Annotated in this window: 18 protein-coding genes and 1 riboswitch; of the genes, 12 read left to right on the top strand and 6 right to left on the bottom strand. The window is 44.6% G+C overall.

What is annotated here, in order from left to right; translation table 11 throughout:
- Positions 1 to 10: 10 nt before the first annotated feature.
- On the bottom strand, positions 11 to 1,237 hold the full coding sequence (locus MKZ12_RS17435; RefSeq protein WP_339234441.1) for a glucose-1-phosphate adenylyltransferase: 1,227 nt from the start codon (positions 1,235 to 1,237) through the stop codon (positions 11 to 13).
- A gap of 193 nt (positions 1,238 to 1,430) precedes the next feature.
- Between MKZ12_RS17435 and glgB the strand changes: the two genes are divergently transcribed.
- Together glgB and glgA are read left to right on the top strand one after the other, a co-directional pair.
- On the top strand, positions 1,431 to 3,437 hold the full coding sequence (gene glgB / locus MKZ12_RS17430; protein ID WP_339234439.1) for a 1,4-alpha-glucan branching protein GlgB: 2,007 nt from the start codon (positions 1,431 to 1,433) through the stop codon (positions 3,435 to 3,437).
- Positions 3,434 to 4,876 (top strand): glycogen synthase GlgA, encoded by a 1,443-nt coding sequence (glgA, locus tag MKZ12_RS17425; protein ID WP_339255821.1) that lies wholly within the window; start codon positions 3,434 to 3,436, stop codon positions 4,874 to 4,876. Before glgB ends, glgA begins: the two co-directional genes overlap by 4 nt.
- A 147-nt stretch (positions 4,877 to 5,023) precedes the next feature.
- Here glgA and MKZ12_RS17420 read toward each other — a convergent pair whose 3' ends face one another.
- Entirely contained in the window at positions 5,024 to 6,790 is a 1,767-nt protein-coding gene (locus MKZ12_RS17420; RefSeq protein ID WP_339255819.1) for an alpha-glycosidase, read from the bottom strand.
- Between the two features lie 264 nt (positions 6,791 to 7,054).
- The gene (locus MKZ12_RS17415; protein ID WP_339255818.1) at positions 7,055 to 8,230 is read right to left on the bottom strand and encodes a M20 family metallopeptidase; all 1,176 of its coding nucleotides are present in this window, start codon (positions 8,228 to 8,230) and stop codon (positions 7,055 to 7,057) included.
- Positions 8,231 to 8,410: 180 nt separating this feature from the next.
- Here MKZ12_RS17415 and MKZ12_RS17410 point away from each other — a divergent pair, with 180 nt between their 5' ends.
- From MKZ12_RS17410 to MKZ12_RS17400, 3 genes are all read left to right on the top strand, one after another.
- A complete protein-coding gene (locus MKZ12_RS17410; protein WP_339255816.1) occupies positions 8,411 to 9,874 on the top strand; it encodes an ABC transporter substrate-binding protein/permease in 1,464 nt (487 codons plus the stop codon).
- The gene (locus MKZ12_RS17405) at positions 9,861 to 10,583 is read left to right on the top strand and encodes an amino acid ABC transporter ATP-binding protein (RefSeq protein ID WP_339234430.1); all 723 of its coding nucleotides are present in this window, start codon (positions 9,861 to 9,863) and stop codon (positions 10,581 to 10,583) included. The genes MKZ12_RS17410 and MKZ12_RS17405 overlap by 14 nt, the downstream gene beginning before the upstream one ends.
- Before the next feature lie 221 nt (positions 10,584 to 10,804).
- A riboswitch (cyclic di-AMP (ydaO/yuaA leader) is annotated at positions 10,805 to 11,001 on the top strand.
- A 2-nt stretch (positions 11,002 to 11,003) separates the two neighbouring features.
- On the top strand, positions 11,004 to 11,675 hold the full coding sequence (locus MKZ12_RS17400; RefSeq protein ID WP_339234429.1) for a 3D domain-containing protein: 672 nt from the start codon (positions 11,004 to 11,006) through the stop codon (positions 11,673 to 11,675).
- A gap of 107 nt (positions 11,676 to 11,782) precedes the next feature.
- On the opposite strand, the gene MKZ12_RS17395 is transcribed toward MKZ12_RS17400, so the two are convergent.
- Positions 11,783 to 12,577 carry a polysaccharide deacetylase family protein gene (locus tag MKZ12_RS17395; RefSeq protein ID WP_339234428.1) on the bottom strand — a complete coding sequence of 265 codons (795 nt, stop codon included), beginning with the start codon at positions 12,575 to 12,577 and terminating at the stop codon, positions 11,783 to 11,785.
- Positions 12,578 to 12,731: 154 nt separating this feature from the next.
- Between MKZ12_RS17395 and MKZ12_RS17390 the strand changes: the two genes are divergently transcribed.
- From MKZ12_RS17390 to MKZ12_RS17370, 5 genes are all read left to right on the top strand, one after another.
- Positions 12,732 to 13,073, top strand: a complete 342-nt coding sequence (locus tag MKZ12_RS17390; RefSeq protein ID WP_339234425.1) for a hypothetical protein — start codon at positions 12,732 to 12,734, stop codon at positions 13,071 to 13,073.
- 112 nt (positions 13,074 to 13,185) lie between these two features.
- Complete coding sequence (locus tag MKZ12_RS17385; protein ID WP_124115240.1) at positions 13,186 to 13,857, top strand: PspA/IM30 family protein; 672 nt, start codon at positions 13,186 to 13,188, stop codon at positions 13,855 to 13,857.
- A 95-nt stretch (positions 13,858 to 13,952) separates the two neighbouring features.
- Positions 13,953 to 14,354 (top strand): DUF350 domain-containing protein, encoded by a 402-nt coding sequence (locus tag MKZ12_RS17380; protein WP_017688100.1) that lies wholly within the window; start codon positions 13,953 to 13,955, stop codon positions 14,352 to 14,354.
- A gap of 23 nt (positions 14,355 to 14,377) precedes the next feature.
- Positions 14,378 to 14,884 carry a DUF4178 domain-containing protein gene (locus MKZ12_RS17375; protein ID WP_076317633.1) on the top strand — a complete coding sequence of 169 codons (507 nt, stop codon included), beginning with the start codon at positions 14,378 to 14,380 and terminating at the stop codon, positions 14,882 to 14,884.
- 11 nt (positions 14,885 to 14,895) lie between these two features.
- Entirely contained in the window at positions 14,896 to 15,642 is a 747-nt protein-coding gene (locus MKZ12_RS17370; RefSeq protein ID WP_253437105.1) for a DUF4247 domain-containing protein, read from the top strand.
- Between the two features lie 117 nt (positions 15,643 to 15,759).
- Here the strand turns inward: MKZ12_RS17370 and MKZ12_RS17365 are convergent, their stop codons facing one another.
- Entirely contained in the window at positions 15,760 to 16,050 is a 291-nt protein-coding gene (locus MKZ12_RS17365; RefSeq protein WP_339234420.1) for an HNH endonuclease, read from the bottom strand.
- A 225-nt stretch (positions 16,051 to 16,275) separates the two neighbouring features.
- On the opposite strand from MKZ12_RS17365, the gene glp reads away from it, so the two are divergent.
- Together glp and mobB are read left to right on the top strand one after the other, a co-directional pair.
- Positions 16,276 to 17,544 (top strand): gephyrin-like molybdotransferase Glp, encoded by a 1,269-nt coding sequence (gene glp, locus MKZ12_RS17360; protein WP_339243112.1) that lies wholly within the window; start codon positions 16,276 to 16,278, stop codon positions 17,542 to 17,544.
- A 7-nt stretch (positions 17,545 to 17,551) separates the two neighbouring features.
- A complete protein-coding gene (gene mobB / locus MKZ12_RS17355; protein ID WP_339255814.1) occupies positions 17,552 to 18,085 on the top strand; it encodes a molybdopterin-guanine dinucleotide biosynthesis protein B in 534 nt (177 codons plus the stop codon).
- 189 nt (positions 18,086 to 18,274) lie between these two features.
- Here mobB and xerS read toward each other — a convergent pair whose 3' ends face one another.
- Entirely contained in the window at positions 18,275 to 19,381 is a 1,107-nt protein-coding gene (gene xerS, locus MKZ12_RS17350) for a tyrosine recombinase XerS (protein WP_339234415.1), read from the bottom strand.
- Positions 19,382 to 19,528 lie beyond the last annotated feature (147 nt).

The following is a 19,528-nucleotide window of genomic DNA, read 5'->3' as shown; positions in this document are numbered from 1 at the left end:
GTTTATTTCATTATGAAGAAAGTTCACCAGCGCGCAAGCGCCCACTTTTTTCATATACTTCTTTCAACATACGAACGGGTTGCGTACGGACAGCCGGTTTGGCAGAGACGACCTCGTTAGGTCCAACGACAACAATTTCATCCGCTGTACCCTTCACAATTGCACCGTCTTTGATAATTGCACCTTCACCGATGATGGCGCGTTCGATGTGAACCCCACGGCCTATACGTGCGTTAGGCATAACGACACTGTCTTTAACCTCAGAGCCTTTACCTACTTCAGCGCCGCAGAAGATAACGGAACGTTCTGCACGACCTTCGATGGCACAAGAGTCATGAATCATGGAAGCTAACTGTTCGATCTTCGCATTTCTGGCTTTGTAAGCACTTGGCTTGGAACGCCAGCCGCGAGTAAACATCGGCCAGTTTTCTTTTTGCAGACTCCAGTTCTCATCGTTGTAGAGCAGGTCCATATGGGCATCCCACAGACTCTTAACTGTACCGACATCTTTCCAATACCCATTAAAGTTATAGACAAAAAGGGGATTGTTTTCGTTCAACATCTGTGGAATAACATCTTTACCGAAGTCATGGCTGGACTCAGGGTTAGCAGCATCTTCCAATAGATGGCGCTTCAAGTACTCCCATTTGAACATGTAAATGCCCATTGAAGCCAGATTACTTTTTGGTTCAGCCGGCTTCTCGGCAAATTCTGTTACACGCAGATCAGCATCGGCAGCCATAATGCCAAAACGATGTGCTTCGTCCCAAGGAACTTCCATAACTGAAATCGTTGCTGCGGCATTATTGGCCTGATGAGCCTCCAACATATCACGATAATTCATATGATAAATATGGTCACCCGACAAAATTAGAACATTTTCGGGGTTTTGTTGATCAATATAGTCAATATTTTTATAAATAGCATCCGCCGTTCCCAAGTATTCGTCATTTCCTGTATGATAAGATGGAAGTAAGGAAATTCCTGCCTCATTTGAGTTGCCATGTCCCCATGGTTCTCCTCCACCAATATGATCATGTAACGATTCCGCTTGGTACTGCGTCAATACTCCTACAGTATCGATCCCTGAGTTTACGCAGTTACTGAGAGGAAAATCGATGATCCGGTAGTGCCCGCCAAACGGTACAGCGGGTTTTGCGATACTCGAGGTTAAAGGGGCTAATCGCTTCCCTTCTCCTCCCGCCAACAGCATAGCGATGCAATCTTTATTAAACATAATCGTTTCCCTCCCAAAATATTGTGCATTGTAGTACATCATTAACGCAAAGTAGAACAATTGAAACTATTGTTGCTGTAAAAATTCAGAAAAAATACAACATTTTCTAAAGCACCGCATTTTTCTTTTCAACTTGGCTAGAATGGGGTAATGGTAACTGTTATATCTATTTTCTTGAGAAGAAGGTGATCTCTTGGCCATTCAACCGTTAGCACATCCGGATATATTGCCGGAGCATATTTATTTATTTCATGAAGGAAACCTTCATCACAGTTATCGAATGTTGGGCGCACAGCCTGAGACTTGCGATGGCCTTCAGGGGTATCGCTTTACCGTATGGGCGCCAAATGCCGCAGAAGTAGGACTGGCTCTGGACCGCAATGAATGGAAAGGCGAAAAGGAACCTTTATATAAGATACCCGAATCAGGATTTTGGAGTCGTTTTTTTCCGGAAATCAGTGAAGGAACTTTATACAAGTTCCGAATATTAACGGAAGATGGCACAGAATTGCTCAAAGCGGACCCATACGCGTTTCAAGCAGAGGTTCGACCTCAGACAGCTTCTGTCACCAGTTCAATCGAAGGGTATAAATGGAATGATGGAGCCTGGAGACGCAAACAACGTACCATGTATAACAAACCTCTACATATTTACGAAATGCATATGGGAACCTGGAGGCGAAAAGAAGACGGAAGCCTCTATAATTATCGCGAGATGGCTGATTTACTTGTTCCTTACTTATTAGAAATGAAATATACACATGTTGAAATGATGCCCCTCAGTGAACATCCATACGACCTTTCGTGGGGATACCAAAACACAGGATTTTACGCGCCAACCAGTCGTTATGGGCATCCGAAAGATCTGATGTACCTGGTGGATACATTACATCAGGCTGGGATTGGCGTATTGCTGGATTGGGTTCCTGCACATTTTGCCAAAGACGCTCATGGGCTGCGTATGTTTGATGGTACGCCTTTGTATGAGTATGCAGATCCGATGTTAGCGGAGAAGCCGGGTTGGGGTACACTCAGCTTTGACTACTCGAAACCTGAAATTCGTTCATTTCTGATCTCCAATGCATTATATTGGATGGAGATGTATCATTTTGACGGACTCCGTGTTGATGCAGTTACGAGTATGCTTCGGCTTGATTTTGAGAAGCAGCCAGGACAATATCGTACCAATGATGAAGGTGGTCTTGAAAACAAAGAGGCTGTAGCTTTCTTACAGCAGCTAAATGAGACGGTGTTTAAGTATTTCCCTTATGCATTGATGATGGCTGAAGAATCAAGTGCATGGCCAATGGTGACTTTACCAGTACATGAAGGTGGTCTGGGCTTTAACTACAAATGGAACATGGGCTGGATGAATGACACACTTGATTACATGGAATCTGATTTTCATGAACGTCCTTCCAAACATCATTTGCTGACTTTCCCGGTCGTATACTCCTTTGCTGAAAATTATGTGCTTCCTCTGTCTCATGACGAGGTTGTTCATGGCAAAAAGTCGCTCCTCGACAAGATGCCAGGAACCTATGAGCAGAAATTTGCTGGCATGCGTGCTTTTCTGGGCTATTTTATGACTTTCCCAGGGAAAAAGCTGTTGTTTATGGGTGGAGAATTCGGCCAGTTCATCGAATGGAAAGATGAGGATCAACTGGACTGGTTCTTGCTGGATTATGACAGTCACCGCAATTTACATCAGTTTGAGCGTGAGCTGTCTAACCTGTACTTGAGCGAAAAAGCTTTGTGGGAGCTTGATCATTCCTTGGACGGTTATGAATGGATCACTCCGGATGATCAGGACCAGAGTGTCATTTCATATGTACGCAAAGGAAAAAAACCTGCGGATACACTCCTTGTGCTCATAAACTTTCAGCCGGTCAAGCGGGAGCGTTACCGGATTGGTGTCATGCGTCCCGGTATGTATACCGAAGTTCTGAACAGTGACCATTCCGTCTACGGCGGTTCAGGCATTACTAATGATATGCAACTGCCTACCGAAAAGATTCCTTTTCATGGGCATCCGCATAGTCTTGAATTAGTTTTGCCTCCGCTGAGCATTGTGATTCTAAAAAAGAACACACGTCGGAAAACGGATGAATCGCCTGCGAGTATTACTTCCGTCAGTTCAACAACGAAAAATAAGAAAGAAAACAACACGCTAAAGCCGAAGAGGAGGACAAAGGCATGAATATTCTATTTGCTGCTGCTGAAGTACATCCATTTATCAAAACAGGTGGCCTTGCTGACGTAATCGGTGCTCTCCCTTTCGCATTAAAGAAGAACGGGGCAGACGTGCGGGTGATTATGCCTAAATACAAAGGGATTCCTAATGAATATAAAGAGGCATTGCAACCAGTCATCACAACTGATGTGCCTCTTGGTTGGCGCAGACCTTATTGTGGAATAGAAATGCTGGTTTATGATGGAATTCCAGTTTATTTTGTGGATAATGAGTATTATTTTGGTCGTGATGGAGTGTACGGGTATATGGATGACGGCGAGCGTTTCGCCTTCTTCAACCGTGCAGTTCTCGAAGTGTTGCCACAGATTGAGTTCAAACCTGACGTGCTGCACAGTCATGACTGGCATGCAGGAATGATTCCTTTGGTACTTGAAGCCCATTACAGACATGATTCATTCTACAGTGATATTCGTACGGTATTCACCATACATAACTTGTTGTACCAAGGGGTATTCCCGCATGAGTTATTCAGTGAAATCCTTGAGTTGGACGATCGATATTTCACCGTAGATGGAGCCGAATATTATGGTAATGTCAATTTCCTGAAAGCAGGAATTGTGTATGCTGACCATGTGACAACTGTGAGCCCAACATATGCTCAGGAGGTGCAAACCTCTTATTATGGATACGGATTGGACGGACTGCTAAGCTCACTTGGAGATCGTTTCAGCGGGATTGTGAACGGGATTGATACCAAGAGCTACAACCCGGCAACGGACACCAAAATTCCAGTGAAATACAGAACGAGTCTGGCCAAGAAAACGGAGAACAAAATTGAGCTGCAAAAGGAACTTGGACTTCCAGTTCGTCCCGATGTACCTCTCATGGTGATGGTGACAAGGCTCGTGGACTCAAAGGGGCTTGATCTGGTCTGCCGTATCCTGGATGAATTGTTGTACTATGACGACATTCAATTCGCTGTACTGGGAACAGGAGAGCCAACGTATGAACACTGGTTCCGTGAAGCCGCTAATCGTTATCCGCTCAAAATGTCTGCCCAGATCACGTTTAACGATGGGTTATCCCGCCGCTTCTATGCAGGGAGTGATATCTTCCTGATGCCATCGAGGTTCGAACCATGTGGTATTAGTCAGTTACTGGCTCTGCGGTATGGGAGTGTGCCTCTGGTAAGGGAAACAGGGGGGCTGAATGATACTGTGCAGGCATACAATGAGTATACTGGAGAAGGGAATGGATTCTCATTCACTAGCTTTAATGCACATGACATGATGAATACCATTCGACGTGCCGAGGAAATCTACAAACAGCCAGAACATTGGAAGAAGATTGTGAAAAATGCAATGAGCGGGGAATACAGCTGGAACGTTTCAGCTGAAGAATATATGGACATATATCGCCGGATCACACATGAGCCTGTAAACTGATGTAATCCTGAATGAGTCGCAGCATATCATGCTGTGGCTTTTTTTAAACTAATAAACAAAAACACTTCCAAAGTTCAGAATGAAAGTCAACATCTGAGACAGTGGAAGTGTTTTCTCTTTTTTTATATGACTGTTTGAATATAAACTTCAATAGTGTTGGATGTTTGTCTGATCAAGCTGTCTATACAAAATGCGGTACCCATACGGGTCAAGTTTAATATTCATCATTCCATCGGTTGGAAATACAGGCTCTTCGGTTAATGCATCCTTCCAGTCTTTCGTTTCCATGGGATGAGAAAGCGTTCGATCTTGAGGTGTATTATTCATCCATACGGTAAAGTGAAGGTTGTCATCCACACGCTCGTACACAATACAGGGATCATGGTGATCCGCCTTAAGGAAACGGAAGCGTCCTTTACGCAGGGCTTCATTGCTTTTACGTAAATCAATCATCAGACGATAGAAATCATACAGTTCTCTGTCTTGCTTGGCGGGGTCCCATTCCATACATTTTCGACAATCTGGATCAGCATCACCACTAATTCCCACCTCATCGCCGTAGAAAATACAGGGTGTACCGATATAGGTGAAAAGAAATACAACCGACAACTTTAAACGGCGTTTGTCTTCTCCTAACCGGGTCAGCAGTCGTGGGGTATCATGGCTGCACAGCATATTGAAGATGACTTCGTTGGTTTGTTGTGGATAGCGCATAATCAGTGAACCCATCTCATTGGCAAAGTTATAACCATCCATTGAACCACAGAAGAACTGAAGCACTTTGTCGGCAAATGGGTAATTCATGACGGAATCGAATTGATCACCCATAAGCCAGGTCAACGAGTCGCTCCATACTTCACCAACAATATAGGCTTCCGGATTCGCTGCCTTAACAACCTTGCGAAAATCACGCCAGAAATGGTTGTCCACTTCATTGGCTACATCCAGACGCCAGCCATCCAGCTTGATTTCCTTAATCCAGTACTCTGCTACATCAAGTAGATATGCTTTAACCTCTGGGTTGGCTGTATTGAACTTGGGCATGTTGCCATAGAAACCAAATGTATCGTAGGTAGGGATACCGTCTTTGATCTGAATCGGATATTCATTGATGTGGAACCAGCCGGCATACTTTGAGTTTTTTCCATTCTGGAGAACGTCTTGAAAAGGAGGGAAGTCTTCACTGCAATGGTTAAACACAGCGTCAAGCATCACTCGGATACCCAGACGATGGCATTCTTCTGTCAATTGTTTGAGCAGGGCATTGTCACCAAAATGAGGGTCGACTTTTTTATAGTCTATTGTGTCGTATTTGTGATAGGAATTGGCTTGGAATAGCGGGGTAAAGTAAATGGCGTTCACGCCAAGTTCGGTCAAGTCATGCAAATGATCCAGCACACCTTGCAGATCTCCACCAAAAAAATTGTCCAACTCCGGTTTGCCACCCCATTCATGCGTTTCTGGAGGATTCAGCTTGGGATCACCATTAGCAAACCGTTCAGTCATGATCTGATAAAAGACGGCTTCTTTGGCCCATTCAGGTACCTTAAACACATCGATTTCATGTATATACGAAAACTCATAATATCCTCCGGTTGGATAGGGGAGCTCATAATGAATTCCGTTATCGGCAAGAAAAACATCTTCCGAACCGGCGGTTATTCGAAATATATAGGTGAGACGTTTGAATTGTGGCTTGACGGCAGCCTCCCAATAATCAAACATGCTATCCGCAGCAGCCTTCTCCAGTTGTATTTCCTTATACGTTCCGTTCCAATTGTACTTATCTCCGGTCAGTGCAGTCACGTATTGCACATCATTTCGTTTGGTTCGTACACGCAGATGTATGGTTGACGAATTATAGGCATAAGCCCACTTGTCACGAGGAACATGATACATGGCTTCTAGCAGCATGACAGCACCTCCTCAATATAGGATAAGTTATGAAAACCGGTCTTTTTGAACACGTACTTATATCAATAAATAACCAAGTTAGCCAGCAAATGAACCACATTTACTGTAATAAAATGAATTATTTTCATCGTTTTCAAAGGTTTCTTTCACAGCATCTCCAGCTTCTTGCTGAATATACGTACAGCTAATTAAGAAAAAGGCACCCTGAAACAGCTTGGAATTCAAGTCTGTTTAGGGTGCCTATATCACATGTTGATTAGATTCTTAGCGAATAGCTTGCTCGAATTCCGTTCGGATGGTTTGAAGCAGTTCTGGCTGACTGAGTACGTCGTAGGCTGTTGTAGCAAGTGCTTTTGCTCCCAGAATCATGCCATCCAGCGCGCGGTCCTGAAGTGCAAGATCACGGAAGGCAATGGAGTGCAGGGTATGAACTTCATCCACTACACGGATGTAGGGGTGGATTGCGGGACATTTCAGGGAAACGTTACCGATGTCCATGGAGCCATGATCGTTACCACTCACAATCTCTTCTTGCGGGATACCGAGTTCCATCAGATTTTGACTAAATGCCGCTGAGAATGCCTCATTGGTGACCATCTCGTCATAGGACGTTTCATAGTTGGATGTCACGAGCTTGCAACCTGTCTGCAGCGCAGAACCTTCAGCGATCTGAATCACACGTTCAGTGAGGATATTCAGTTCTTTACGGGTTGCAGCACGCACATAAAATTGTGCAGAAGCGTAGTCAGGAATGATGTTTGCTGCCTGACCTCCGTTATTGATCACACCGTGAATCCGAACGGTACTTTTCACTTGTTGCCGGAATGCATTGATTCCGTTGAACGTTTGAATGACGGCATCCAGAGCATTAATGCCTTCATGCGGACTTGCGGCAGCATGTGAAGATCGACCATGAAATTCAAATTGAACAGCATCAATCGCCAGCGAGCTGCCTGACTTTTCGTAGGCATAGTATGGATGCGCCATAAGGGCAACATCGCAGTCATCGAACAAGCCTGCTTCCGCCATCGGAACTTTGGCACCACGAGTCTCTTCAGCAGGTGTGCCAAACACTTTAATTGTTCCACCTACTTCATCCAGAATGGCCTTAAGCCCAACAGCAGCTCCAAGACTCATCATGCAGATCAGATGGTGACCACAAGCGTGACCGATCTCCGGCAGCGCGTCATATTCGCACAATAATGCAATGGTAGGGCCGGGTTTGGCGGCGGAATACGTTCCGATAAAGGCTGTCTCCAGTCCAAGAATGGGAGCCTCTACTGTGAAACCATGATAGAGAAGTTCTTCTTTCAAACGGGCAGAAGCGAGATACTCTTCATTTCCCAGTTCGGGATTCGCACCGATATATGATGAAATGGCTTTAAAACGGGAAGCATATTGATCAATAATCGTAAGAATTTGTGATTTTTTAGATGTCATTGGTAAACTCCTTATACGTAATGAAAATAATTCATTGATTATATCATGTTTGCTTTATTTTTTCAGAAACAAGTCAAGATTTGTAATTTCAAAATGCATTGCATAATCATGCATTGTACTTTATAATGACTCAGTCATCAACATGAGAAGCATACAATGTACTGTAAGGGGAGAAAAAGGTTGAAATTGATAAGTCGTTACACCATGATGCTGTTGACCTTTGTTATTCTGCTGACGACTGCCGTTCCTGTGGCATTGGCAAGTGGAACTACAGATAATTCAAGCAGTAAAAAGCTGGTGCTCGGTACAAGTGCCGATTTTGCACCATATGAATTCCATAAAGTGATTAATGGTAAAGATGAAATCGTTGGTTTTGATATTGAGATCGCCAAAGAGATTGCCAAAGATCTTGGCGCTGAGCTTGTGATTGAGGATATGGGCTTCGACGGTCTTCTGCCTTCATTGCAGAGCGGGCGTGTTGATCTGGTGATTTCAGGTATGACGCCGACGGATGAGCGGAAGAAAAGTATCGATTTTTCCGACACCTACTATAAATCAAAACAAGTGATCATGGTTCGCAATGTGGATAAAGACAAATATCCAACCATGACCGAACTTGAAAATGCGAAGATTGGCGTTCAGAAAGGCTCCATTCAGGAAACGATCGGACAGAGTATTCCAGGAGCGAAGCTTACTGCGCTTGATAAAATCTCGGATATCGTGCTTCAACTGCAAACCAAACGTATTGACGCGGCAATCGTAGAAGATACCGTGGCTGCAGGTTATCTGGACGATATCATTGGACTTGCTGCTGCTGTTCCGGACGAAGAGCAAGCAGAAGCGGCAATCGGGATTCGTAAAGGCAATACCGAGCTGCTAGCAGCCGTAAATGGAACACTGGAGCGATTGAAAAGCGAAGATAAAATCAATCAGATGGTGACGGACGCCAGCCTCATGATGGCGGACAAAGCAAACAAATCACAAAATATTTTCCAAGTATTCTGGCAGTACAAAAGTTTCTATGCTACAGGTATAGGCTACACACTTCTGTTGTCTGCACTTGGGGTTATCTTCGGGGTAATTATTGGATTGATCATCTGTTTGTTCCGTTTGCATGACGCTGCAATTTTGCGGTGGATCGGTACTGCTTACGTTGAAGTGATCCGTGGTACACCAATGCTGGTACAATTAATGATCATTTACTATGGTTTTTCCCTAAGCTTTGGCATTAACTTCACTGCACTTCAGGCAGGTATCATTACACTTTCAATTAATAGTGGTGCTTATCTGGCAGAGATTTTCCGTGCAGGTATTCAAGGTGTGGATCGGGGTCAGTTGGAAGCAGCTCGTTCCCTGGGAATGGGTAGAGGGGCAGCAATGCGTTATATTATTTTACCGCAAGCCTTCAAAGCTGTATTACCGGCGATCGGTAATGAATTCATAACCATCATCAAAGAATCCTCCATTATCTCCGTTATCGGTATGGTGGACATTATGTATCAGGCAAGTGTGGTCAAAAACATTACGTACCAAGGCTTGAGTCCATTTTTGATTGCAGCAGCCATCTACTTTGTAATGACGTTCATTTTGTCCAAGCTGCTGGGACGACTGGAAAGGAAGTTGAGTGCAAGTGATAGACGTTAGACAATTACACAAATCTTATGGAAATAACGATGTGCTTAAGGGCATTAACGTGACGATTGGCAAAGGTGAGGTTGTCGTGGTCATCGGTCCTTCCGGTTCGGGGAAAAGTACATTCTTGCGTTGTCTGAACCTGCTGGAACAACCTACCTCGGGAGAGATTGATTTTGAAGGCGTGTCAATCACAGACCCCAAGCACAACATTAACGCAACTCGTGAGAAAATGGGAATGGTGTTTCAGCATTTCAACCTGTTCCCACACAAAACGGTAGAACAAAACATCACAATCGCTCCGATCAAAGTAAAGAAACAATCCACGCTGGAAGCGGAAAAAATTGCTGCTGATCTGCTTAACACCGTGGGCTTGTACGATAAAAAAGATGTATTCCCGAATCAGCTGTCCGGTGGACAGAAGCAGCGGATCGCCATTGCTAGAGCACTGGCCATGCAGCCGCATGTCATGCTGTTTGACGAGCCTACCTCGGCACTGGACCCCGAGATGGTCGGCGAAGTGCTGGATGTCATGAAACGTCTTGCAGAAGGTGGGATGACCATGGTCATCGTAACGCATGAGATGGGGTTTGCACGTGAAGTGGGAGACCGTATCCTGTTCATGGATGGCGGGGTTATTGTGGAAGAGGGAACACCTGATGAGGTGTTTGGAGCACCGAAAAATTCACGTACACGTGACTTCCTTGCGAAAGTACTCTAAATGAATTGATTAAATAGCGTTACTGACTTCGAGTCGGTAACGCTATTTTTTTGTTGAAAATAATTACATATGGGATTCAAAAAGTAACTATTCTGTTACCAAATATATAGCGGATATCTGGCCCAAACACTTTTAGTGTATTCAATATTCTTACACGTGCTTATACATGTTGAATCCATTTGGTAAGAATTACTACAAGTTCAGGTTACAAAATTGTGATATATTGAACTCTGCCGAAACTTCCGGACAGGGAGTGCGGGGGATGTAACGATGCAGATAGTGCAGGGGGAAGATCTACAGCACACTGCTTGGGGTGAATTAGGGGTACATATCGTTTCAAATGTAATGATGGACCTATAGGGTGGGCTCCTCATCCGAATCCGACAACTAACTTCGCAGGCACAATGAGGGAGGAAGACCATGATTAACAAGAAACGTATAGCCAAAACAGCAGTAGCATTAATGACAACAGCAATGCTCATACAAGCCGTTCCGGCTCACGCCGATTCAGTTCATGTGGCCAAAGAGGGAGATACCTTCTACACCTTATCGAAACAATACGGAGTATCAATGAACACATTAGTTAAAGCAAACAATGACATTTCGCCTTACAACATTTATGGTGGTTTGAAAATTACGATTCCCGGTAAGGCAAACAATGTAGCAGCCGCGGCGACGGAGAGCAAGACCCAAGCCAAAACGGTTACCACAGCAAGCTTGGACGTTAACACAGATAACAAAGTGGTTCAAGCGTGGGGTAAAACATTTGATTACAGTAAAACTGTGAACGTGAAAGCAACAGCGTACTCTGCAGATCCGTCTGAAAATGGAGGATGGGGTGCCGTCGATTATTTCGGAAATGACCTTGAACTGGGTACGATTGCAGTAGATCCTAGTGTCATTCCACTTGGAACCAAAGTACTGGTAACGGGTCACAGCCATCCAGGCTTGCCAAAACAGGCTTTTGTGGCTACAGCACGTGATGTGGGCGGTGCAATCAAGGGTCACCGGATTGATATCTTTATCCCTGGTAGCAAACAATCGGTAAGCACATTTGGTTTTCAGGATATCGAGTTGTACATTCTGAAGTAGAGCGTAAATTACATTTAAACTGAATTCAAACAGGGTGTCTGCCAGTCGCTAACTTGCGATTGAACAGCACCCTTTTAATATTTCCATGATTACCTAACACGGTTATTCTATTCTTTCGCCTTCGGTAATCCCAGCATTTCGTCCAAGGTGACCAGTTCATATCCCCGGTTACGCAGTTCCTCAATAATTTCAGGCAAAGCCTCAATCGTGCCATTCAGATTCGATCCAACACCGCCTCCTGCATGTTGTAGAACGATGGAGCCAGGTTTTACAGCAGACAGGATGTTATCTTTCACCTTTTCCTTGGAAAGACCTTTCCAGTCCAGAGAGTCAACGTTCCAGTTCACAATACTATAATGTTGTCTGGCAGCCCATTGCAGCTGTTCTTCATTAATGTCTCCATACGGAGGTCGAATCATCTTGGGCGTATATCCCGCCAAATGGCGAATGATATCCCCGGTATGTAAAATTTGTTTGCGGAAGGCATTCATCGACAGCTTACTGAACTCCGGATGATTGTAGCTGTGATTGCCAACGATGTGCCCTTCCTTAACAATCCTTTTTACCAAATCGGGGTGCTTCTCAGCACGACTACCAACGATGAAAAACGTAGCTCTGACTTTATACTTTTTCAACAGATCCAACACCTGCGGAGTAAACCGTGGATCGGGCACATCATCAAATGTCAACGCAACCTGCTTGGTTGAAGGACCATTAGTTTTGAACGTATCGGCATATTTCTGACGTAACTGTCCCAATGTTAATTGTTCTTCTTCCACGGAATCAGTATTGGATACCGATTCACTTGGCGGGTCTGAAGCATCCCGTGATGAAGCTGGTGGTGCTTGATATCCGCCGAGAAAAACAACGATAACCATCAGCATAATGAGGCGTACGCGCATAATAACAGCCTCCTTTTCCAAAATGACGTTCTCTATGGTATGCCCGTGGACTTGAGAAAATATGCGCAGTGTGAGAAGTTTCATTGCTGATTTAACTCATGACAGCCATAATTCCTCCATATATAACATATAGAAAAGGAGCGGTGGAATAGCCATGAGTACATATGATTTGAAATCGATACGTTTACAGGTGATTGAAGCAGGAGAGGATAAGGTTTTTCTCGTTACTGGAGGAAAAGCTCATATTGGCGCTGTAGCCACGTTCTATGTGGAAGATGAGCGGGTCAGCGGCACGACAGTCCATATTCCGGGACATAAGGAACAAGAACTGTGTGAGCGGCTTGCCCGAAAGGCTGCCCAACAATTAAAAATGACCGTTACGGTAATTATGGGTATCCATTTTGATTCCATTACACGGATGCAGATCGATGAAATCGTGCAGACTGCAGAGAGGCTAATGGAGGATCATCTGAGCAAGGATAAACGATCTTCCTAATATAAAGAGCAATCGCATGTTTTAATTTTATTTGCTAAAATTGAAACGAGTTGTAGATTGTTACGTATGTATGTTTATATACGATGTAATATCGACTAGGAGGAATAACATAATGTCCATTTTCAAACGTTTACGTGATCTAACCATGTCTAACATCAACGCTATTATTGACAAGGCAGAAGACCCAATCAAGATGACGGACCAATACATCCGTGACATGCAAGAGGATCTGGAAGATGCGGAGAAAGCAGTAGCGCAACAGATCGCCATTGAGAAGAAATTCAAGCAGTTATTCGAAGAGCAGGAAGCTCTAGTGAAAAAACGTGAAGAGCAGGCGCATACGGCGGCACGTGCTCAAAACTTGGATCTGGCCCGCAGGGCTTTGGAAGAGAAAAAAGCAGCCGAAGAGAAGATGACTGAGTACAAAACCAGTTATGATCAAAACAAGGCTTCAGCAGATAACCTGCGTGGCAAGCTGGACGAGATGCGTAAGCAACTGACTCAAATGAAGAACAAACGGGAAACACTGGTAGCGCGCTACAATGCAGCAAAAGCCCAAACGGAAATCAACAAAGCGTTGAATGGATTTGGCTCCGATACTGCAAGTGCCGGTATGAAGCGCATGGAAGAGAAAATGATGCAGATGGAAGCACAGGCAGAAGCAAGCAACGAGATGTCTTCCAAAGGCAAATCGCTTGATGAAGAATTCGAGAAGTTGGGTAAAGATCAGGCTGTTGAAGATGAACTCGCAGCATTGATGAAACAGTACGATAACAAGAATTAATACCTTGGTTGTCAGCAGGGTTAACTAGCGGAGGAGAAGAATGTTTCTCCTTCGCTTTTAAATGCGGTTCATGTTGAGATGTGGGGGCTGTGTAAATGGATTTGAACATTTTGGCGATGTTGGTCTGGACGGTATCTGGTTCGGTTTTGCTGTTTGTCTTGATGTATGTCGATTCACTGTTCACGAAATATAAGGATTTTGCTGAAGTTAAGGCTGGCAACATGGCGGTTACCACTCGTATGGTGATGAAATTATTTGCACAAGGCTATGTACTTGCTACGTCCATTTCTACGGCTGGTCATCTTGGAGAAGCGTTGTTGGTGTCCGTGGTATCCTTTATCATTTTGTTGATTCTGGAGAGTGTCGTTCACTTTATGATTCGCAGATGGGCCAATCTCGATCTGGATACAGGAATTCAGCAAGGTAAGACAGGATACGGGTTGTTCTCTGGCGCTTTACATATCGTGGGCGCACTGATTATTGCAGCTTGTTTATAAGATAAGGAACAGGAGTAATTCTCATGAGTGTATGGAAACGAATTAAAGGAATACTAACGAAACCTGAACCACCGCAGGCAGAGAAAACCATGCTTCAGCTTGCACCTGGTGATATCTGTGAGGTTTCTCTCGTCACTTATGAAGTCGTTGGTCGGGTACAAAATCGCGCTCGAAATGCAGTTGTGCTCACCCTGCAGGATGGTACCGCATTTCGATATTTGCATATCGAAGAACGGGAACTCACACGTTACGCCCTATATACACCCATTGATGGCAGGCTTGATGCACCTGATGAAGTACCTACATTGTTGGATCTGGATGGACGCGCATATCATCTGGAGGAAGAGTATGGAGGAATGGTGTCAACAGCAGGCAGAACACCGTATGGCCAGGCTGGGGAACAATTGGTATGGCAGTATCAGTCCGATGATAATATGCTTCTTCGCGTGGAGTGGCAAGACAGAAGATTTACACTGTATGAGGGTGAGTCCATTCTTCCTGCGGATATCAAAGTGATTCGTTCGAGCTAGGAGAGGTTCCAATGAAAAAACGCTTGGCACATGGATTAAAATTAATGCTGGTCCTCAGCCTTGTGATGTCTCTGTTGTCCGCGTGCGGAGCACCTTCTGTTCAGGACACATACCCGCTTGAATCGGTTAACGGCAGTGGTAACTCAACGTCTTATGTGTACCGGGCTTCGGACCGCACCGTTCCGGAAGTGGCTCAGGAATTGTCTGACCAAAGGCAACCGGATCAGATCTCGGCAGAGAACACAGAGCGTATGTTCCTCGTGTATCAGGACGAGTATTATCACCTGCAACAAGACCCGAACAAGCCGGAGGATACCTTGGTTGAGGTGGACTCCAAAGAATATGTTCGACAGAACTACGATTCATCTTTTCTACAAGGCTACCTGACCGCTACATTAATTGGTAATCTTTTTGATTCGTTTGGCGGGCGAGGTTATGGCAACTATCGGGGATATACCAATAAAGATACGTATAAACCGAGTGCAGGATCTTACCGTGCGCCGACAAGTAATGACAAGAAGCTTGCACCACCTATTACTGTCGATCGGAAAGGTACGATTACAAGGCGCGGAAGTGATAAAGATTCAAGTGTGGGATCTGGCGGAGGATTATTCAACCGCAACAAGGATCAGAGCAAGGGAACCATTGATCGCAACAAAAGCAGTGGTGGTCTGGGCGGGTTGTTTGATTCACCCAAAAAATCCTACAAAAAACCGAAAACTAGAGTGGGCGGCGGCCGCATTATGAGGCGTAGATAATAATCTAATCCTAAGCGTGGTAACCAACCCTCAAATAGTCCAATTCATAAGAACAGTGAAAAGGTAAGGCGGATTTATCTCTGCCGGCACATTTACCTTGGAGCTGTTCTTTTTGGTTTACGATTTGCGAACATGGTTGGATTTACGTACACGGGGAATGGTTGAAGCAGGTTGTTTGCGAATCCAGCGGATAAATGGAACCATTCGTTCATCCTGTCTCAAGGACTGCAGATCCGTAAGACCAAGCGTTACAATATCGCGATTGGTATATAGCGAATGGATCTGTTTGTGACAAGGGATGCACAAGTTGGCCGTAGGCAGAAAGGTTCCTCCCATTTCTTTGGGTGTCAGATGATGAACGGTCGTGTCTACAGGTTCTCTTCCGCATAGTTCACATTGGTCATCCATGATGATTACCTCCTTTTGTAAATTATATTATGGGCAGACAAGAGTCCTTTCATGTTAAATATAAGGTCGACGAATGTTACACCTGTATGAAAATAAGATTTTGTCACAGGATTCAATTAACTGATGTGCTTGTTATCTTACAGCATTCGGGCTACACTTTCTTAAAAGATGATATGTCTCTAGGAGGTAAGAATACTTTTGAAACTGAACTCACATTCACATGATATGACAACTGCCAAGTTCAACCGTACAGCTGTACAGGTCCCGGATGCTCAAGCCAAAGTAGCAGCACACGTAAATTCAGGCTCTATAGAGAAAGTTCACCTTGAGTCTGCCCATGGACGTACTCTTGCAGAGAGCATTCAGGCACCTCATCCGTATCCATTCTTCCGGAGATCAGGCATGGATGGATTCGCAATTATAAGTACAGATACCATAGAAGCATCGAGTGATCATCAAGTTTGGTTTCGTGTAATTGATGAAATTCCTTGCGGCTACACCTCGGACCACACCATTGTGTCAGGTACGACCGCTCGCATTATGACGGGTGCACAGGTTCCGGAAGGTGCAGATGCGGTAGTTATGATGGAGATGACGGAGAGCAAGATTGAGAACGGGGAACAGTGGATTGCATTGAAACGGCACATATTGTCGGGTGCTAACATCACACCAATCGGACTGGAAGTCCAAGAGGGACAGCATCTGCTGGAAGCAGGAACAATCATCAGAGCAGGAGAACAGTCCGTGTTAGCTACTTTTGGCATAGCAGAAGTTCCCGTCTTTCAACGTCCAAAGGTGGCTATATTCGCAACAGGTACGGAGTTGCTTGATGTGGATGAGCCATTACAACCAGGTCGGATTCGCAACAGTAACAGTTACATGCTGCGCTCTCTGGTCGTTGAAGCCGGTGGAGAGCCTGTGATGTATGGTTCAATTGCGGACGATGTGAATACGGCAAGAGCCAAACTGGAAGAAGCCATTCAAGATAATGATATCGTAGTGACCACAGGTGGTGTCTCTGTCGGGGACTATGATATTATGGGCGAACTTGTGCTGGAAGAACATGTGGAGATGTTGTTTAACAAAGTGACGATGCGACCAGGAAGTGTAACCACAGCTGCTGTATATAAAGATAAATTACTTTTTGCACTTTCGGGTAACCCGGGGGCTTGCTTTGTGGGTTTTGGTCTCTTTGTTCGCCCAACCATTCGTTCCATGCAGGCGGATGCTCATCCTTATTTGGAAGAATGGACTGCAATTTTGGAAGAAGAATATACGAAAGTGAACAATTTTACACGGTTCGTACGTGGACGTACAGAGATCCGCAACGGAATGGTGTACGCGATACCGGCTGCTTCCCGTGTAGATGAGTCCAGTGTGATGATCACCATTAAGGACAGTGATTGCCTGATTGTTGTTCCACCTGAGAAAAAAGGTATTCCTGCGGGTGAGCAGGTACGTATTCTCAAACTGCCCACAGGTCATGTGAGGTAGTTGATCGATGACGACAATAAGTAATACCAAACCACATATTATACAGATTGTCGGATACAAAAATACGGGCAAAACAACCCTGGCAGCCGCATTGATCGGGCACTTTTCTTCCATGGGACTTAAGGTAGCGGCGATTAAGCATGATGGACACGATCATTTTGAGATGGATCAACAAGGAACGGATTCATATCAATTTGGGGAGGCAGGGGCCGCGGCTGTGGTTGTCATGTCAGAGAAACGTACTGCAATTATGGAAAGAAAAGCAACCAGGTTGGAGGATATGTTAAGTCATCTGTCCGGGTATGATTGGATTGTGATCGAAGGATTCAAGGATACATCTTATCCCAAATTCGTGATGGTTCGGGAAGAGAAGCATCTGACCTTGGTTGATCAGCTTGAAGGGGTAGTGGGTATAATCTCATGGTTATCTTCAGAGAAGTTTATGGAGCTGAGCATCGTAAGCAGAGATATGACTTGGTACTCCGTTCATGAAACGCAGGAGATAGCTCAATCGTTGTTAGAGAGGGTCAAGAGCGAATGAGTAGTTACGTGGGTAAGGTAGGAGAAATATTATAACGTAATATTTATTATGTAAACTAAAATTGTTTATAAGGTCACTTCGAATCAAGATACATCTATATTAGCAAAAGAAGAATTCATCAAAAAAGCAGCAGGCCTTTCTCCGATCCTCATCCTTGAAGCGCTTTGCTGCTTTATGTTGTTTAAGATGTTACATCCCATCGTCCGTACGACGTTCGATGGCTTCGGACATCGTTTTGTCAGTAAGGTGAGCATAGATCTCGGTTGTTTCCGTAGAAGCATGTCCAAGCTGCTCCTTGGTTTTGTAGATATCATTTTGCAAATAATAGTCGGTTGCGAATGAGTGTCGCAATTTGTGCACGGTCAAGTAGGGTTTGCCAAAACGTTTGGCATATTTCATGATCATGGCCTGAATCGCTCTTTTGGTCATTCGGCTTCCTTCTGAATCTCCGTTACGCAAAGCAATGAACAGACCTTTCTCCCGCTTGGGCGTACGGTAACGTGATTGCCGCAAGTTCATATAGTTCGCGAGTTCGTCCTTGGCCTGTTCCCTGAAATAAACGGGTGTTTTGTACGTCTCATCATTATTACCTTTACGATATACATACAGGAGTTTGTTATTCAGATCGAGGTCATCGACGTTCAGGTTCACAACTTCCGATACCCGTAAACCTGAATTGAGAATCAGGCTGGCGATGCAGGCATCCCGTTCTTTGTTGAGCTCATGGGAATATAATGCCTGCTTGTTCTTCTCCATATCGACAGCATAACCTTCAAGGATATATCCGATAAATTCCAGCAGTTCCTCTTCCTCCAGAATTTTACCTTTGAGTTTGGCAGCGGTGTCTTTGGGTTTATGGGTTCGTTTAATCTCGATTTTGGCCATAATGTTCCGCTTCAGCAAAGGGTAGAAGTCTTCATCCTCCGCAATCTGGCTCAGGTAATGAAAAAGAGAGCGAAGGGAAGAGAGTTTGCGAGAGACGGTGATTCTAGAATTGGTTCCTTCCCGTTTGGTTGTGAGAAATAACCGATAGGCGGTAACCGAATCCATGCGCAGGACTTCCAGTTCATTCAACGTTACATCTTTATTAGAGCTTGCCTCGGACAGCCCTTCTGCTCGCAACCAACCGAAGAAAGCTTCATAATCTCTCAGATATTCGAGCAGGGTAGAGGGGGACAGGTCAGGTAGCTTGTAGTCCATGAATTGCTGAACGAACCAAGGCATGGAAGGTAGTTTATCATCCAGCTTGCGTCGATCAATCTCTTTTTGCACGTTGGTCAAGTTCGACACCTCCATGTGAAAAAACATATAAATTAATATTCAATCTAATCGTATTCTATTCTCTAGTGTACCATAATTTACATGCTCACAGCTTGTTCACCAAAGTAGGCGTAAGTATGGGATGCTTCCTTGCCCTTCGGCGCGTAAACCTTTAAAGTAATC

This window comes from Paenibacillus sp. FSL R5-0713 (assembly GCF_037973325.1).
Classification (GTDB): domain Bacteria; phylum Bacillota; class Bacilli; order Paenibacillales; family Paenibacillaceae; genus Paenibacillus.
Note: the sequence above shows the minus strand (reverse complement) of the source record. Positions and strands in the feature narration are given on the sequence as shown.

What these genes read in the sequence shown, in the direction of transcription:
- MKZ12_RS17435 (WP_339234441.1), bottom strand. Translation starts at nt 1,237, where the DNA reads ATGTTTAATAAAGATTGCATCGCTATGCTGTTGGCGGGAGGAGAAGGG.
- glgA (WP_339255821.1), top strand. Translation starts at nt 3,434, where the DNA reads ATGAATATTCTATTTGCTGCTGCTGAAGTACATCCATTTATCAAAACA.
- MKZ12_RS17420 (WP_339255819.1), bottom strand. Translation starts at nt 6,790, where the DNA reads ATGCTGCTAGAAGCCATGTATCATGTTCCTCGTGACAAGTGGGCTTAT.
- MKZ12_RS17415 (WP_339255818.1), bottom strand. Translation starts at nt 8,230, where the DNA reads ATGACATCTAAAAAATCACAAATTCTTACGATTATTGATCAATATGCT.
- MKZ12_RS17400 (WP_339234429.1), top strand. Translation starts at nt 11,004, where the DNA reads ATGATTAACAAGAAACGTATAGCCAAAACAGCAGTAGCATTAATGACA.
- MKZ12_RS17395 (WP_339234428.1), bottom strand. Translation starts at nt 12,577, where the DNA reads ATGCGCGTACGCCTCATTATGCTGATGGTTATCGTTGTTTTTCTCGGC.
- MKZ12_RS17390 (WP_339234425.1), top strand. Translation starts at nt 12,732, where the DNA reads ATGAGTACATATGATTTGAAATCGATACGTTTACAGGTGATTGAAGCA.
- MKZ12_RS17385 (WP_124115240.1), top strand. Translation starts at nt 13,186, where the DNA reads ATGTCCATTTTCAAACGTTTACGTGATCTAACCATGTCTAACATCAAC.
- MKZ12_RS17380 (WP_017688100.1), top strand. Translation starts at nt 13,953, where the DNA reads ATGGATTTGAACATTTTGGCGATGTTGGTCTGGACGGTATCTGGTTCG.
- MKZ12_RS17375 (WP_076317633.1), top strand. Translation starts at nt 14,378, where the DNA reads ATGAGTGTATGGAAACGAATTAAAGGAATACTAACGAAACCTGAACCA.
- MKZ12_RS17370 (WP_253437105.1), top strand. Translation starts at nt 14,896, where the DNA reads ATGAAAAAACGCTTGGCACATGGATTAAAATTAATGCTGGTCCTCAGC.
- MKZ12_RS17365 (WP_339234420.1), bottom strand. Translation starts at nt 16,050, where the DNA reads ATGGATGACCAATGTGAACTATGCGGAAGAGAACCTGTAGACACGACC.
- glp (WP_339243112.1), top strand. Translation starts at nt 16,276, where the DNA reads ATGACAACTGCCAAGTTCAACCGTACAGCTGTACAGGTCCCGGATGCT.
- mobB (WP_339255814.1), top strand. Translation starts at nt 17,552, where the DNA reads ATGACGACAATAAGTAATACCAAACCACATATTATACAGATTGTCGGA.
- xerS (WP_339234415.1), bottom strand. Translation starts at nt 19,381, where the DNA reads ATGGAGGTGTCGAACTTGACCAACGTGCAAAAAGAGATTGATCGACGC.